2 protein-coding genes are annotated in these 16,538 nt (G+C 75.6%); both read left to right on the forward strand.

Annotation, left to right across the window (positions count from 1 at the left end):
* Nucleotides 1–42 precede the first annotated feature (42 nt).
* Nucleotides 43–15,513, forward strand: a complete 15,471-nt coding sequence (locus IA22_RS0132130; RefSeq protein WP_051694875.1) for a type I polyketide synthase — start codon at nucleotides 43–45, stop codon at nucleotides 15,511–15,513.
* Nucleotides 15,514–15,527: 14 nt separating this feature from the next.
* Nucleotides 15,528–16,538 (forward strand): beta-ketoacyl synthase N-terminal-like domain-containing protein (locus tag IA22_RS0132135; protein ID WP_030125666.1); only part of this gene is annotated, 1,011 nt, incomplete at its 3' end.

Below are 16,538 nucleotides of genomic sequence, written 5' to 3' on the forward strand. Positions count from 1 at the left end.
CCACCCGCAGCCCACCTCTTCGCACAGGAGTGGCGACACCCGATGACCAACGACGAAAAGCTGCTCTCCTACCTCAAGCGGGTCTCCGCCGATCTGCACCAGACCCGCCAGCGGCTGCGTGAGGTGGAGACCCAGGACCGGGAACCCATCGCCGTCGTCGCCATGAGCTGCCGCTTCCCCGGAGGTGTCACCACCCCCGAGGAGTTCTGGCAGCTGATCCACGAGGGCACGGACGCCGTCGGGGACTTCCCCGGGGACCGCGGCTGGGACGTCGACGCACTGTACGACCCGGACCCGGACGCCACGGGGAAGACGTACTCCACGCGCGGCGGCTTCCTGCACGACGCCGCGGGGTTCGAGCCGGACTTCTTCGGGATCAGCCCGCGGGAGGCCGTCACGATGGACCCCCAGCAGCGGCTGCTGCTGGAGGTGTCGTGGGAGGCGCTGGAACGCGCCCGTATCGCTCCCGACTCGGTGCACGGCGCCCGGGTCGGGGTGTTCGCCGGGACCAACGGCCAGGACTACCGGGACCTGCTGGCCCGGATGCCGCACGACTCCGAGGCGGCACTCGGCACCGGCGCCCTGGCCGCCGTGATCTCCGGCCGGATCTCGTACACCCTCGGGCTCGAGGGCCCCGCCGTCACCATCGACACCGCCTGCTCGTCGGCGCTCGTGGCGGTCCACCTGGCGGTGCAGGCCCTGCGGGCGAAGGAGTGCACCCTCGCCCTGGCGGGCGGCGCCACGGTCATGTCCACCCCCAACTCGTTCGTCGCCTTCAGCCGTCAGCGGGGCCTCGCCCCGGACGGCCGCTGCAAGTCCTTCGCCGACTCGGCCGACGGCACCGGCTGGGGCGAGGGCGCGGGAATGCTCCTGCTGGAGCGGCTGAGCGACGCCCGTCGCCACGGCCACGAGGTCCTCGCCGTCGTCCGGGGCTCGGCCGTCAACCAGGACGGTGCCTCCAACGGCCTGACCGCCCCCAACGGCCCCTCCCAGCAACGGGTCGTGCGCGCCGCCCTGGCCGGCGCGCGGCTCACCCCGGCCGACGTCGACCTGGTGGAGGCGCACGGCACCGGCACCACGCTCGGCGACCCCATCGAGGCACAGGCCCTGCTCGCCACCTACGGGCAGGACCGGCCCGAGGACGCACCGCTGTGGCTGGGCTCGGTGAAGTCGAACATCGGCCACACCCAGGCCGCCGCCGGCGTCGCCGGGATCATCAAGGTCGTCATGGCGATGCGGCACGGCGTGCTGCCGCGGAGCCTGCACGCCGAGGAGCCCTCCGGCAAGGTCGACTGGAGCCAGGGCAACGTCCGCCTGCTCACCGCCAACCGCCCCTGGACCGACCCGGGGCGTCCGCGGCGGGCCGCGGTCTCCTCCTTCGGCGCCAGCGGCACCAACGCCCACACCATCCTGGAGGAGGCCCCCGCGGCGGAGCCCTCCGAGGACCCGGCCGCGGAACCCGCGCCGCGCACCGCGCCGCCCCTGGTGCCGTGGGTGCTGTCCGGCCGCACCGAGCGGGCCCTGCGCGAGCAGGCCGCCCTCCTGGCCGCGGCCGTCACCGAGGCCCACCCGGTGGACGTGGCGCACTCGCTGGCCGTCACCCGCACCGCCCACCCGTACCGTGCCGTGGTCCTCGGCGCCGACCGGGACACGCTGCTCGACGCCGTGACCCGCCTCGCCGAGGGCGGACGTGCCACCGCGCTCGGCCGCGTCCGCAAGGGCCAGACCGCCTTCCTGTTCACCGGCCAGGGCTCCCAGCGGCCCGGCATGGGCCGCGAACTGCACGCCCACTTCCCGGTCTTCGCCCGCGTGTTCGACGAGATCTGCGAGCTGTCCGGTGACGGCGAACTGCGCGAGCTGGTCCTCGGCGACGATCCCGAGCCGCTGAACCGCACGGCCCGCACCCAGATCGCGCTGTTCGCCTTCGAGGTCGCCCTGTACCGGCTGGTGGAGTCGTGGGGCCTCACCCCCGACCACCTCGCGGGCCACTCCGTCGGCGAGATCGCCGCCGCCCACGTCGCGGGCGTACTGGACCTCGCGGACGCCGTCACGCTGGTGGTCGCGCGCGGCCGGCTGATGCAGGCCCTCCCGGAGGGCGGCGCCATGATCGCCCTGCGCGCCACCGAGGAGGCCGTACGCCCCCTGCTCACCGACGGGGTCGGTCTGGCCGCCGTCAACGGGCCGGACTCCGTCGTCGTCTCCGGCGACGCCGACGAGGCCGAGGCGGTCGCCGCGCACTTCGCGAAGAGCCGCCGGCTGAAGGTGTCGCACGCCTTCCACTCGCCGCTGATGGAACCGATGCTGGACGCGTTCCGGTCCGTGGTGTCGTCCCTGACCTTCCACCGGGCGACCGTCCCCGTGGTGTCCAACGTCACCGGCCGGCTCGCCACGCAGGACATCGGCACCCCCGACTACTGGGTCCGGCACGTGCGCGAGGCCGTCCGGTTCCACGACGGGATACGCACCCTCGCCGCCGAGGGCGTCACCCGGTTCCTGGAGATCGGCCCCGACGCCGTACTGACCGCCATGGCCCGCGAGTGCCTGGCCGCCGGCGACGAGGCCGGGGGCGACACCGTCCTGGCCGCCGCCACCCGCCGCGGCCGGGACGAGACCGAGACCCTGCTCACCGCCCTCGCCCAGCTGCACACCGGGGGCGCCGGCCCGCGCTGGGAGGCCCTGTTCACCGGGGCCCGGACCGTCGACCTGCCCACCACGGCCTTCCAGCGCGAGCGGTTCTGGCCCGAGACGGCCGCCCCGGCCGGCGACGTCGGCTCCGTGGGTCTGGACTCCGCCGACCACCCGCTGCTCGGCGCCGCCACCGTGCTCGCCGACTCCGACGGAGCCGTCCTGACCGGCCGGCTGTCGGTGCGGACCCACCCCTGGCTCGCCGACCACGTCGTCGGCGGTTCCGTGGTGATACCCGGAACCGCGATGGTCGAACTCGCGGTCCGCGCCGGCGACCAGGTCGGCTGCGGCCGGCTGGAGGAACTGGCCCTGGAGATCCCCCTGGTGCTGCCGCCCGCCGATGGCGTCCGGGTCCAGGTCGCCGTCGGCACCCCGGACCCGGCCGGGGCCCGCACGGTCCAGATCTACGCGCGCGCCGAGAACACGCCCGCCGACGAGCCCTGGACCCTGCACGCCTCCGGTCTGCTCGCCGACGGCACCGCCCCTCCCGGAGCACGGCTGGACGCATGGCCGCCGCAGGACGCCGAGGAACTCGACCTCACCGGCCTGTACGAGCGGCACGCGGCCGCCGGCCTGGACTACGGGCCCGCCTTCCGGGCCCTGACCGCCGCCTGGCGCGACGACGACACCGTCTACGCCGAGGTGCGCCTTCCGGAACGTCCGGCGGCGGACGCCCCCCGCTTCGGCCTCCACCCCGCGGCCTTCGACGCCGCCCTGCACTCCCTGGCCCTGCTCGGCGACGGCTCCGGCGACGACACGGCCCGGCTGCCCTTCATGTTCGCCGGCGTCACCCTGCACGCCGTGGGCGCCTCGGTCCTGCGGGCCCGCATGACACCCGCGGGCGACCACACCTTCGCCGTCGACCTGGCCGACGCCACCGGTGCTCCCGTCGCCACCGTCGACTCCCTGGCCTCCCGCCCACTGACACGGCTGCGCGGCGAGCAGGACACCGCGGGCGAGGCCCTGTTCGTCCTCGACTGGCAGCCGCTGGCGCTCGACCCCGACGCCCCCGCAGCCGACCACCGCCTGCTGGAGATCCCGGCCGGCTCGGACGCCGGGACCGTACGCGCCGCGCTGCGCACCGCGCTCGCCGCCCTCCAGGAGGACGACGCCCGGCCGCTGGCCCTCGTCACCCGGGGTGCCGTCGCCACCGCCGGTGAGGGCGTGCCCGACCTGGCCGGCGCGGCGGTCTGGGGCCTCGCGCGCTCCGCGCAGTCGGAGAACCCCGGCCGGTGCGTCCTCCTCGACCTCGAACCCGGCGCCGACCCCGGCACCCTGCTGCCCGCGGTCCTCGCCACCGGCGAACCCCAGGTCGCCGTCCGCTCCGGCACCGCCCGTGCGGCCCGGCTGGTACGCGCCGAGCCGCTCGAAGGCGCCGCGGCCCCCGCCCTCGACCCCGAGGGGACCGTGCTGCTGACCGGCGCGACCGGCGGACTCGGGCCCGTACTCGCCCGGCATCTGGTCACCGCCCACGGTGCGCGCCACATCGCCCTGGTCAGCCGCGGCGGCCGGGCCGACGCGCTCGTGGCCGAACTCGCCGCCCTCGGCGCGAGCGCCACCGCGCACGCCTGCGACGTCGCCGACCGCGACGCCCTCTCCGCCCTGCTCGACGGGCTCCGGCAGGAGCGTCCGCTCACCGCAGTCGTCCACGCCGCGGGTGTCCTCGACGACGGCGTGGTGGCCTCGCTGACGCCCGAGCGCCTCGACGCCGTACTCGCCCCCAAGGCCCTCGCGGCCCTCCACCTGCACGAACTGACCCGCAATCAGGACCTTGCGGCGTTCGTGCTGTTCTCCTCCGTCGCCGGCACCGTCGGCGCCCCCGGACAGGGCAACTACGCCGCCGCCAACGCCTGCCTCGACGCGCTCGCCGCCCACCGCGCGGCGGACGGCATGCCCGCCCTCTCCCTGGCCTGGGGCCCCTGGGCCCCGACCGGAGGCATGACCGGCGCCCTGGACGAGGCAGACCTCGCCCGCATGTCCCGCGGCGGCATGGTCCCGCTGTCCGCCGAGGAGGGCACCGCCCTGTTCGACCGGGCACTGGGCACCGGCCGCCCCGCAGTGGCCCCCGTACGCCTCGACCTGTCCGCGCTGCGCGCCCAGGGCGGCGAACTCGCCCCCGTGTTCCGTGCCCTGGCCGGGCGCCCGGTCCGCCGGGGGGCCGCCACCGGGGAAACCGGGTCCGGATTCGCCGAGCGCATGGCCTCCCTCGGGGCGACGGAGCGGGCCGAGGCCCTGCTGACCACCGTCCGCTCCCATGTGGCCGCCGTGCTCGGACACGCCGGACCGGACACCGTGGAGACCGACCGGGCCTTCAAGGACCTCGGCTTCGACTCCCTCGCCGCGATCGAACTGCGCAACTCCCTGTCCGCCGAGACCGGGCAGCGGCTGCCCGCCACCCTCGTCTTCGACCACCCCTCGCCCGACGCGCTCGCCACGCACCTCGGCACCCTCGTCGCCGGGGCCTCCGGCTCCGTACGCCGCACCCGGCGCACCGGACGGGCGCGCGCCGACGAGCCGCTGGCCATCGTCGGCATGGCCTGCCGCTACCCGGGCGACGTCCGCACCCCGCAGGACCTGTGGCAGCTGGTCGCCGACGGCACCGACGCCATCGCCCCGTTCCCCGCCAACCGCGGCTGGGACGTCGACCGCGTCGTCGACCCGACCCGGCAGCGCCCCGACACCTCGTACGTCGGCGAGGGCGGGTTCCTGCACGACGCGGGCGAGTTCGACGCCGCGTTCTTCGGCATCAGCCCCAAGGAGGCGTTCGTCACCGACCCCCAGCAGCGGCTGCTGCTGGAGGCCTCCTGGGAGGCGCTGGAGCACGCCGGAATCGACCCGCACTCCCTCAAGGGCAGCCCGACCGGTGTGTTCGCGGGCGTGCAGTACCACGACTACTTCGGCAGCTTCGGCTCCGGCAGCATCATCTCCGGCAGGGTCGCCTACACCCTCGGCCTGGAGGGCCCCTCGCTGTCCGTCGACACCGCCTGCTCCTCGTCGCTGGTGGCGCTGCACCTGGCCGGGCAGTCGCTGCGGCAGGGCGAGTCCTCCCTCGCCCTGGTCGGCGGCGTCGCCGTCATGGCGACCCCGGAGACCTTCATCGAGTTCAGCCGGCAGGGCGCCCTCGCTCCCGACGCCCGTACCCGGGCGTTCGCCGACGCGGCCGCCGGAACGGTGTGGGGCGAGGGCGTCGGCGTCCTGGTGGTCGAACGCCTCTCGGACGCCCGCCGCAACGGCCACCCGGTCCTCGCCGTCGTCCGCGGCACCGCCGTCAACCAGGACGGCGCCTCCAACGGCCTGACCGCGCCCAACGGCCCCTCACAGGAACGCGTCATCCTCCAGGCCCTGGAGAACGCCCGCCTCACCACCGCCGACGTCGACGTGGTCGAGGCCCACGGCACCGGTACGACCCTCGGCGACCCGATCGAGGCGCAGGCCCTGCTGGCCACCTACGGTCAGGACCGGCCCGAGGACCGGCCGTTGTGGCTGGGCTCGGTCAAGTCCAACATCGGGCACACCCAGGCCGCGGCCGGTGTCGCCGGTGTGATCAAGATGGTCATGGCGATGCGGAACGGCAGCCTGCCCAGGACCCTGCACGTCGACGAGCCGTCGAGCAAGGTCGACTGGGACGCGGGGCAGGTGCGCCTGCTCACCGAGGAGCGGACCTGGCCCGACGCCGGCCGGCCCCGCCGGGCCGGGGTGTCCTCCTTCGGGATCAGCGGCACCAACGCCCACGTCATCCTCGAACAGGCCCCGGCGGCAGCGGAGTCCGCGGCGGAGCCGGGCGACGACCCCGCCACGGGACCCGTCGTCCCGTGGCTGCTCACCGCGAAGTCGCCCGCCGCGCTCGCCGGACAGGCCGCCGCGCTGCTCGGCCACCTCGACGCGCACCCCGGGCTCGACCCCCGCGACGTCGGCTGGTCGCTGGCGACCGGCCGCGCCCACTTCGCGCACCGTGCCGCCGTCACCGGCACCGACCCCGCCGCACTGCGCGGGGCGCTCGCCGCACTGGCCGACGGCGCCACCGCCCGCAACCTCGCCGTGGGAACCGCCGCCGGACGGGCCCGCCCCGTCTTCGTCTTCCCCGGACAGGGCTCGCAGTGGTCCGGCATGGCCACGGAACTCCTCGACGAATCAGCGGTGTTCGCGGCCCGCATGGCCGAGTGCGCCGCCGCCCTGGAGCCCTGGACCGACTGGGACTTCGCCACCGAACTGCGCGGCGGGCTCGACCGGGTCGACGTCGTCCAGCCCCTGCTGTGGGCGGTGATGGTGTCCCTGGCGCACACCTGGAGCGGATACGGCGTCGCCCCGGCCGCCGTCATCGGTCACTCCCAGGGCGAGATCGCCGCCGCCTGCGCCGTCGGCGCGCTCTCCCTGGCCGACGGTGCGCGCGTGGTCGCCCTGCGCTCCCAGGCCATCGCCGAACTGCTGTCCGGCTCCGGCGGCATGATGTCCGTGGGCGAGGGCGCCGAAGCGGTCCGCGGCCGGCTCGCCGCCTGGGACGGCCGCCTGTCGGTCGCCGCGGTCAACGGCACCGCCTCCACCGTCGTCTCCGGGGACTCCGACGCCCTCGACGAACTCCTCGTCCGGCTGCGCGCCGAGAAGGTCCGCGCCAAACGGCTGCCCGTGGACTACGCCTCCCACAGCGCCCATGTGGAGACCCTGCGCGAACGCCTCGCCCAGGACCTCGCGGGCATCGAGGCCCGCAGCACCGACGTGCCCTTCTACTCCACCGTCACCGGCGCCGCGATCGACACCGCCGAACTCGGCGCCGAGTACTGGTACACCAACCTCCGCGGCACCGTGCTGTTCGAACAGGCCGTACGCGGTGCCGTCGCCGCGGGCCACACCCTGTTCGTGGAGTCCAGCCCCCACCCGGTGCTGACCGTCGGGATCCAGGAGACGGACGACGCGGTCGCCGCCGTCGGCTCGCTGCGCCGCGACGAGGGCGGCCGGGACCGGCTGCTCGCCGGCCTGGGCGAGGCCTTCACCCACGGTGCGGTCGTCGACTGGGCCGAGGTAGCACAAGGCCGTCGCGCCCGCCTCGTCCCCCTGCCCGCGTACGCCTTCCAGCGCGAGTGGTACTGGCTCGACAGCACCGCCACCGGAGCCGACGTCACCTCCGCCGGCCTCGCGGCCACCGACCACTCCCTGCTCGGCGCCGCCATCGCGCGGGCCGGCAGCGAGGAGGCCGTCCTCACCGGCCGGCTCTCGGCGGGCACGCACCCCTGGCTGCACGACCACCGCGTCGGGGACCGGCTGCTCTTCCCCGGCACCGGACACCTCGAACTCGCCCTGCGCGCGGGCGACCAGGTCGGCTGCGGCGACCTGGCCGAACTCACCCTGCACGCCCCGCTGGTCCTGCCCGACCACGGCGCCGTGCAGCTCCAGGCCGTCGTCGGCCCGCCCGACGGCGGGACCCGCCCGCTTACCCTCTGGTCCCGGCCCGAGAGCACCGACGAGGAACTCCCCTGGACGAGGCACGCCGACGGCCTGCTCGCTCCGACCGGCACCCTCCCGGCCGTCGTCGAACCGCTCACCTCCTGGCCGCCGCGTGACGCCGAACCGGTGCCCCTCGACGGCCTGTACGACGAACTCGCCGCCCTCGGACTCGGCTACGGCCCCCTGTTCCAGGGGCTGCGCGCCGCCTGGCGCACCGAGGACGCCGTGTATGCCGAGGTCGCCACCGAGGCACCCGTCGACGGCTTCGGACTGCACCCGGCCCTCTCCGACGCCGTCCTGCACACCGTCGGCCTCACCGACGCCGCCGGCGACCAGGCGCTGCTGCCGTTCGTCTGGTCCGGGGTACGGCTGCACGCCACCGGGGCCACCGCGCTGCGCGTGAAGGTCCGCGCCACCGGTGAGGGCACCGTCGCCCTGACACTGGCCGACCCGGCCGGCGCCCCCGTCGCCACGGTCGACTCCCTCACCCTGCGCCCGCTGCGCACCGACCTGGTGGACGCGGCCGCGCGGTCCGCCCGGTCCGGCGCGCTGCACCGCGTCGACTGGGTCCCCGCGCCGGCCGCGCCGGGGACCGAGACCACGCCCTGGGACGGAGAGGTGCTGCGCGCCCCGGCGGGTGTGGACGCCGCCGGGACCCGCGCCGCCGTCGCCACCGTCCTCGACGGGCTGCGGGACCGGCTCGCCGACGAACAGGGCGGCGACGGCACCCTCGTCGTCGTCACCGGGACCGACCCGGCCGGCGCCGCGGTCGGCGGGCTGGTCCGCTCGGCCCAGTCCGAGAACCCCGGCCGTATCGTCCTGGTCGAGAGCGGGACGGACCCCGGCCCGGACCGTCTCGCCGAAGCCGTCGCCGGCGGCGAACCGCACCTGGCGCTGCGCGACGGCACCTGGTACGTGCCACGCCTGGCCCGTGTCCCGGACACCGACGAAGCCTCAGCCGACAGCACGGGAGCCGACGCACCGGATGCCGCGACCCCCGAAGGCGGCCTCGGCTCCGGCACCGTCCTGCTGACCGGCGCGACCGGCGCCCTCGGCGGGATCATCGCCCGCCACCTGGTCGGCCACCGGGGCGTGCGCCACCTGCTGCTGCTCAGCAGGAGCGGCGCCGACGCCGCTCTGGTCAGCGAGCTGACCGAGCTGGGTGCCGAGGTCACCGGCGTCGCCTGCGACGCCGCCGACCGCGACGCCCTCGCCGCAGTGCTGGCCGGTCTGCCCGCCGACCGGCCGCTGACCGCCGTGATCCACGCGGCCGGTGTACTCGCCGACGGCGTGCTCGCCTCCCTCACCCCCGAACGTGTCGACGCGGTCTTCCGCCCCAAGGTCGACGCCGCCTGGAACCTGCACGAACTCACGGCGGACCTCGGCCTGTCGGCGTTCGTGCTCTTCTCCTCCTCCGCCGCCACCCTCGGCTCCCCGGGCCAGGGCAACTACGCCGCCGCCAACGCCTACCTCGACGCCCTCGCCGCTCACCGCCGCTCCCTCGGCCTGCCCGGGCACTCCCTGGCCTGGGGCCTGTGGGCCCAGGCGAGCGGCATGACCGGCACCCTCGACGAGACCGACCGGGCCCGCATCGCCCGCGGCGGTGTCGCCCCGCTGCCCACCGACGAGGGGCTCTCCCTGTTCGACGCCGCCCTGCGCGGCACCGACCCCGTGGTCCTCCCGGTCCGGCTGGACACCGCGGCGCTGCGCGGCCAGGGCGACGCACTCGCCCCGCTCTTCCGCGGCCTGGTGCCCGTACGCCGCGCCACCGCCGGCCACGCTGCCGCCGGCGGAGCCGACTCGCTGCGCGACCGGCTCGCCGGACTGCTGGAGCCTGAGCGCGAGCCGTTCCTCACCGAACTCGTGCAGAGCCGGGTCGCCACCATCCTCGGCTACCGCTCCGCCCAGGACGTCAGCCGCACGCTGCCCTTCCGGGAGCTGGGCTTCGACTCGCTCGCGGCGGTCGAACTGCGTAACGGCCTCGCCGCCACGACCGGACTGCGGCTGCCCGCCACCCTGGTCTTCGACCACCCCACCCCGGCCGAACTCGCCCGGTACCTGCTGGGTGAGCTGACCGGTGCCCTCGACCGGGCCGCGCCCGTCACCGCCGTACGCGCCGCCGCCGACGAGCCCATCGCCATCGTCGGCATGGGCTGCCGCTTCCCCGGCGACATATCCTCTCCGGAGGAGCTGTGGCGCCTCGTGGCCGAAGGCCGCGACGCCGTCGGGGAGTTCCCCACCGACCGCGGCTGGGACGTCGAGACCCTCCACGACCCGACCCTGGACCGGCCGGGCACCAGCTACACCCGGCACGGCGCCTTCCTGTACGACGCGGCCGACTTCGACCCGGCCTTCTTCGGCATGGACGAGGAGGAGGCCCTCGTCACCGACCCCCAGCAGCGGCTGCTGCTCGAGACCTCCTGGGAGGCCCTGGAGCGGGCCTCGATCGACCCGGCCACCCTGCGCGGTTCCGACACCGGTGTCTTCGCGGGCGTCATGTACCACGACTACTTCGGCAGCTTCGGCTCCGGCAGCGTCGTCTCCGGCCGGGTCGCCTACACCCTGGGCCTCGAAGGCCCGACCCTGTCCGTCGACACCGCGTGCTCCTCCTCGCTGGTGGCCCTGCACCTGGCCGCCCAGGCGCTGCGCCAGGGCGACTGCTCCCTCGCCCTGGCCGGGGGAGTGACCGTCATGGCTACCCCCGGCACGTTCGTGGAGTTCAGCCGGCACCGCGGTCTCTCCAGCGACGGCCGCTGCCGCCCCTTCGCCGACGCCGCCGACGGGACCGGCTTCGGCGAGGGCGCCGGTGTGCTGCTGCTGGAGCGGCTCAGCGACGCCCGGCGCAACGGCCGGACGATCCTCGCCGTGCTCCGCGGCACCGCCGTCAACCAGGACGGCGCCTCCAACGGCATCACCGCCCCCAACGGCCCCGCGCAGCAGCGCGTCATCCGCCGTGCGCTGGAGGCCGCGGGCGTGGGGGCGGCCGACGTCGACGTGGTCGAGGCGCACGGCACCGGCACCACCCTCGGCGACCCCATCGAGGCCCAGGCGCTGATCGCCACCTACGGCGCGGAGCACACCGAGGACCGCCCGCTGTGGCTCGGCTCGGTCAAGTCCAACCTGGGCCACACCCAGGCCGCCGCCGGTGTCGCCGGTGTCATCAAGATGGTCCAGGCGATCCACCACGAGACCCTGCCGGCCAGCCTCGGGATCGACACCCCGTCCCGGCACGTGGAGTGGGAGGGCGGCAACGTCCGCCCGCTGACCGAGTCCCTGCCGTGGCCGGACCCGGGACGTCCGCGTCGTGCGGGCATCTCCTCCTTCGGCATCTCCGGCACCAACGCCCATGTGATCGTGGAGGCTCCACCCGCCGCCGACCAGCCCTCGGACACCACGCCCCCCGCGGTGGACGCCGTGCCGTGGCTGCTCTCCGGCGGCACGCCCCGGGCGCTGCGGGCCCAGGCCGGCCGGCTGCTGGACCACCTGGCCGGCCGGCCGGACGCGGACCCGCACCGGACCGCCGGCGCACTCGCGCACGCCCGGGCCGCACTCGGCCACCGTGCCGCCGTCGTCGGACGGACCGGTGAGGAGCTGACCGCCGGGCTGCGGGCGCTGGCCGAGGGGCGCACGCCTCCCACCGGCGCGGCCGGCCCGGCGACCGACGGGAAGCTCGCCCTGCTCTTCTCCGGCCAGGGCTCCCAACTGCCCGGCATGGGTGCCCGGCTCGGTGCGGTCTTCCCCGCCTTCGCCACCGCCCACGACGAGATCCGCGGCCATCTGGACCCGCTGATGGACCGGCCGCTCGGCGACGTCCTCGACTCCGCCGCACTGCTGGAGCGCACCGAGTTCACCCAGCCCGCGCTGTTCGCCTTCGAGGTGGCCCTGTTCCGGCTGCTGGAGTCGTTCGGCGTCAGGCCGGACGTCCTCGCCGGGCACTCCGTCGGTGAGATCGCCGCCGCCCATGTGGCGGGAGTCCTCGGCCTCCAGGACGCGTGCCGGCTCGTCGCCGCCCGCGGCCGGCTGATGCAGGCGCTGCCCGACGGCGGCGTCATGATCGCCGTACGCGCGGCGGAGGACGAGGTCACGCCGCTGCTCGGGGACGGGGTCGGGATCGCCGCCGTCAACGGACCCATGTCCGTGGTGGTCTCCGGCCCGGCCGGCCCGGCCCGGGCGCTCGCCGCCCGTTTCGACCGGACCAGGGAACTGGCCGTGAGCCACGCCTTCCACTCGGCCCTGATGGAACCGATGCTCGAGGAGTTCCGCGAGGTCGCCGCGTCGCTGTCGTACGGATCGCTGCGCCTCCCGCTGGTGTCCACCCTCACCGGCGCCCCCGCGGCTGCCGACGAGCTGTCCACCCCCGACTACTGGGTGCGGCACGCCCGTGAGGCCGTCCGCTTCGCCGATGCGGTGTCCGCCCTGCACGACGCGGGGGCGCGCCACTTCGCCGAGGTCGGACCCGGCAGCGCGCTCACCGCGGCCGCCGGTGACTGCCTGCCCGAGGACGCGGCCGCCGTCGTCGCACTCCAGCGCAAGGACCGCGAGGAGACGGAGGCCCTGGTCACCGGACTCGCCGCGCTGCACGTGCACGGCGTCACCGTCGACTGGACGGACCTGCTGCCCCACCGCGACGGCGCGGACCTGCCCACCTACGCCTTCCAGCGGGACCGCTACTGGATGACCGGCGACCCGGGTCAGCCCGGGCCCGCGATCGGCCACCCGCTGCTGGGCGCCGCCGTCGAACGCGCCGACGCCGACGCCGCCCTGCACACCGGCCGGCTCTCCCTCTCCGCCCAGCCGTGGCTGGGCGACCACCGCGTGGGCGGCGTACCGCTGCTGCCGGGCACGGCGTTCGTCGAGATGGCCCTCGCCGCGGGAGCCCGGTTCGACTGCCCGGTGGTCGAGGAACTGACCGTCTCCGAACCGCTGGTGCTGCCCGAGCAGGGCAGCGTCCGCCTCCAGGCCACGGCCGGCGAACCGGACGCCACCGGTGCCCGGGACTTCACCGTGTACGCGGCGGCCGACGACGACCCGTGGACCACCCACGCCACCGGCGTCCTGCGCCCGGCGGACCCGGTACCCGCACACGACCTGACGTCCTGGCCGCCGGCCGGCGCCGAAGCCGTGGACCTGGACGACGTGTACGACCGGCTCGCCACACTGGGGGCCGAGTACGGGCCCCGCTTCCAGGGACTGCGCGCCGCCTGGCGCCTCGGCGACGAGGTGTACGCCGAGGTCGCCGTCGAAACGGACGGTGCCCCCTTCGGTCTGCACCCGGCGCTGCTCGACTCCGCGCTGCACGCCGTAGGACTGCGCGCCGGAGCCCCGGAGCGGATGGCGTTGCCGTTCGCCTGGAGCGGCGTCGAACTGCACGCGGCGGGTGCCACCGCCCTGCGGGTGCGGATCGCACCGCTGGAATCCGGCGCCGTGCGCATCGACGCCGCCGACGCCGGCGGCAGGCCCGTCGCCAGGGTCGCGTCGCTGGCGCTGCGGGAGGTCGACCCCGCGCGGATCGCCGCGGCGGCCGACGGCGGGCACGAGGACCTGTTCGCCCTCGACTGGGTGCCCGTCGCGGTACCCACCGCCCCACAGGCGGGCCGGTGGGCCGTCCTCGGCTCCGGCCACGAGGAGCTGGCCTCCGCGCTCGGCGGGGAGATCGCCGAGGTCACGACCGTCACCGGACTGTCCGAGGCCGCCGTCCTGGCCCCCGACACCCTGGTCGTCCCGCACCCCGGCGGACGGAACCCCGAGGAGATCCGGGCCGGCGTCCGGCGGATGCTCGCCGTGGTCCAGGACTGGCTGGCCGACGAGCGGTTCGCGGACACCGGCCTGGTCGTCACCACCCGGGGTGCCACCGGCCCCGGCCTTGCGGCGGTCACCGACCCCGGTGCCGCCGCCGTGTGGGGCCTGATCCGCTCGGCCCAGTCGGAGCACCCCGACCGGATCGTCCTGGCCGACCTCGACGACACCGACGCGTCCTGCCGTCTGCTGCCCTCCGCGGTCGCCTCCGGCGAACCCCAACTGGCGCTCCGGGAAGGCACGGTGAGCGCACCGCGCCTCGTCCGCGCCCCGCGCCGGGAGGAGCACGCCCCCGCCGACTGGACGGGCACCGTGCTGATCACCGGCGGGACCGGAGCCCTCGGCCGGGAGGTGGCCCGCCACCTGGTCACCGAGCACGGCGCCACGGAGCTCGTCCTGCTCAGCCGCAGTGGCGCCGAGGCCCACGGCGCCGGGGAACTACGGGAGGAACTGACCGCCCTCGGCGCCCGGGTCACCCTCGTCGCCTGCGACGTGTCCGACCGTGCCGCCCTCGCCCGCGTCCTGGACGACCACCCCGTCACCGCGGTGGTGCACACCGCCGGTGTCCTCGCCGACGCCGTCCTCACCTCCCTCACGCCCGGGCAACTGGACACGGTGCTGCGGCCCAAGCTGGACGCCGCCTGGCATCTGCACGAACTCACCAAGGACCGTGCGCCGGCCGCGTTCGTACTGTTCTCGTCCGCGGCCGGACTGTTCGGCAGCCCGGGCCAGGCCGCCTACGCGGCGGGCAACGCGTTCCTCGACGCCCTCGCCGCCCACCGGAGTTCCCTGGGGCTGCGGACCGTCTCACTCGCCTGGGGCGCCTGGGCGGGCAGCGGAGGCATGGCCGACCGCCTGGACGACGCCGACGCGCGCCGCATGGCCTCCGGGGGCGTCCTCCCCCTCGACACGGCGGCGGGCCTGGAACTCTTCGACACCGCGGTGGGACGCGGGGAACCGGTCCTGCTGCCCGCCCGTCTGGACCTCGGCACCCCGAGGGACGCCGGCCGCGTCGCCCCGCTGCTGCGCGGTCTGGTCCGCGCCCCCCGTCGCTCCGGTGGCACCGCGTCCGTGGCCTCGGCCGCGCTCCGCCGCGACCTGGCCGCCCGTACGCCCGAGGGGCGTACCGCGCGGCTGCTCGAACTGGTGCGGGACGAGGCCCGACAGGTGCTCGGGACCGAGGAGTTCGAGGCCGAGCTGCCCTTCAAGGACCTCGGCTTCGACTCGCTGACCGCCGTCGAGTTCCGCAACCGGCTCAACGAGGCGACGGGACTGCGCCTGTCCGCCACGCTCGTCTTCGACCACCCGAGCCCCGCCGCCCTCACCGAGCACCTCGCCGCCGAGCTCGCGCCGTCCGTCGCGGACGGCCCGCGCGAGGAGGACACCGTGCGCGCCGCCCTGGCCGCCCTCCCGGTGGCCAGGCTCCGGGAGGCCGGACTGCTGGACAGCCTGCTCGAACTCGCCGGGCTGCGGCCCGAGCGGGAGCAGTCCGCGAACGACGAGTCCAGCCGCCCCTCGATCGACGCCATGGACGCCGAGAGCCTCATCACCCTGGCACTCGACGACCTCGTCGGCGACGACGACGCCCTGTGAGAAGGAAGAGAACCATGGCCGAGTCCGAGAAGCCCGACACCCGGATGGTCGAGGCGCTGCGCGCCTCGCTCAAAGAGATCGAGCGGCTGCGGGAGCGCAACCGGGCGCAGACCGCCGCGGCCCGGGAACCGATCGCGATCGTGGGCATGGCGTGCCGCTACCCGGGCGGCGTCCGCTCGCCCGAAGACCTCTGGCGGCTCGTCGCCGAGGGCCGCGACGGCATCGGCGCGTTCCCCGACGACCGCGGCTGGGACCCGGACCTGCACGACCCGGAACCGGGCACCCCGGGCCGCTCCTCCACGGGCGAGGGCGGATTCCTCTACGACGCCGGGGACTTCGACGCCGCGTTCTTCGGTGTCTCCCCGCACGAGGCCCTGGTGATGGACCCGCAGCAGCGCCTCCTGCTGGAAGGGTCCTGGGAGGCACTGGAGCACGCCGGCATCGATCCGTCGTCGCTGCGCGGCAGCTCCACCGGAGTGTTCGCGGGCGTCATGTACCACGACTACTTCGGCAGCTTCGGCTCCGGCAGTGTCGTCTCGGGCCGGGTCGCCTACACCCTCGGCCTGGAGGGCCCGGCCCTCACCGTCGACACCGCCTGCTCCTCGTCCCTGGTCACACTCCACCTGGCCGCGCAGGCCCTGCGCCAGGGCGAGTGCACCCTCGCCCTGGCCGGCGGGGTGACGGTCATGGCCTCACCCGGTACCTACGTCGAGTTCAGCCGGCAGGGCGCCCTCTCCCCGGACGGCCGGTGCCGGTCCTTCTCCGACGACGCGAACGGCACCGGCTTCTCCGAAGGCCTCGGTGTGCTGGTGTTGGAGCGGTTGTCGGATGCGCGGCGTTTGGGGCATCGGGTGTGGGCGGTGGTGCGGGGGAGTGCGGTGAATCAGGATGGTGCGTCGAACGGTTTGACGGCGCCGAATGGTCCGTCGCAGCAGCGGGTGTTGGGTCAGGCGTTGGTGTCGGCGGGTGTGTCGGCGGCTGATGTGGATGTGGTGGAGGCGCACGGTACGGGGACGGAGTTGGGT

Source organism: Kitasatospora papulosa (genome assembly GCF_000717245.1).
Classification (GTDB): Bacteria; Actinomycetota; Actinomycetes; order Streptomycetales; family Streptomycetaceae; genus Streptomyces; species Streptomyces papulosus.

What these genes read in the sequence shown, in the direction of transcription:
- IA22_RS0132130 (WP_051694875.1), top strand. Translation starts at nt 43, where the DNA reads ATGACCAACGACGAAAAGCTGCTCTCCTACCTCAAGCGGGTCTCCGCC.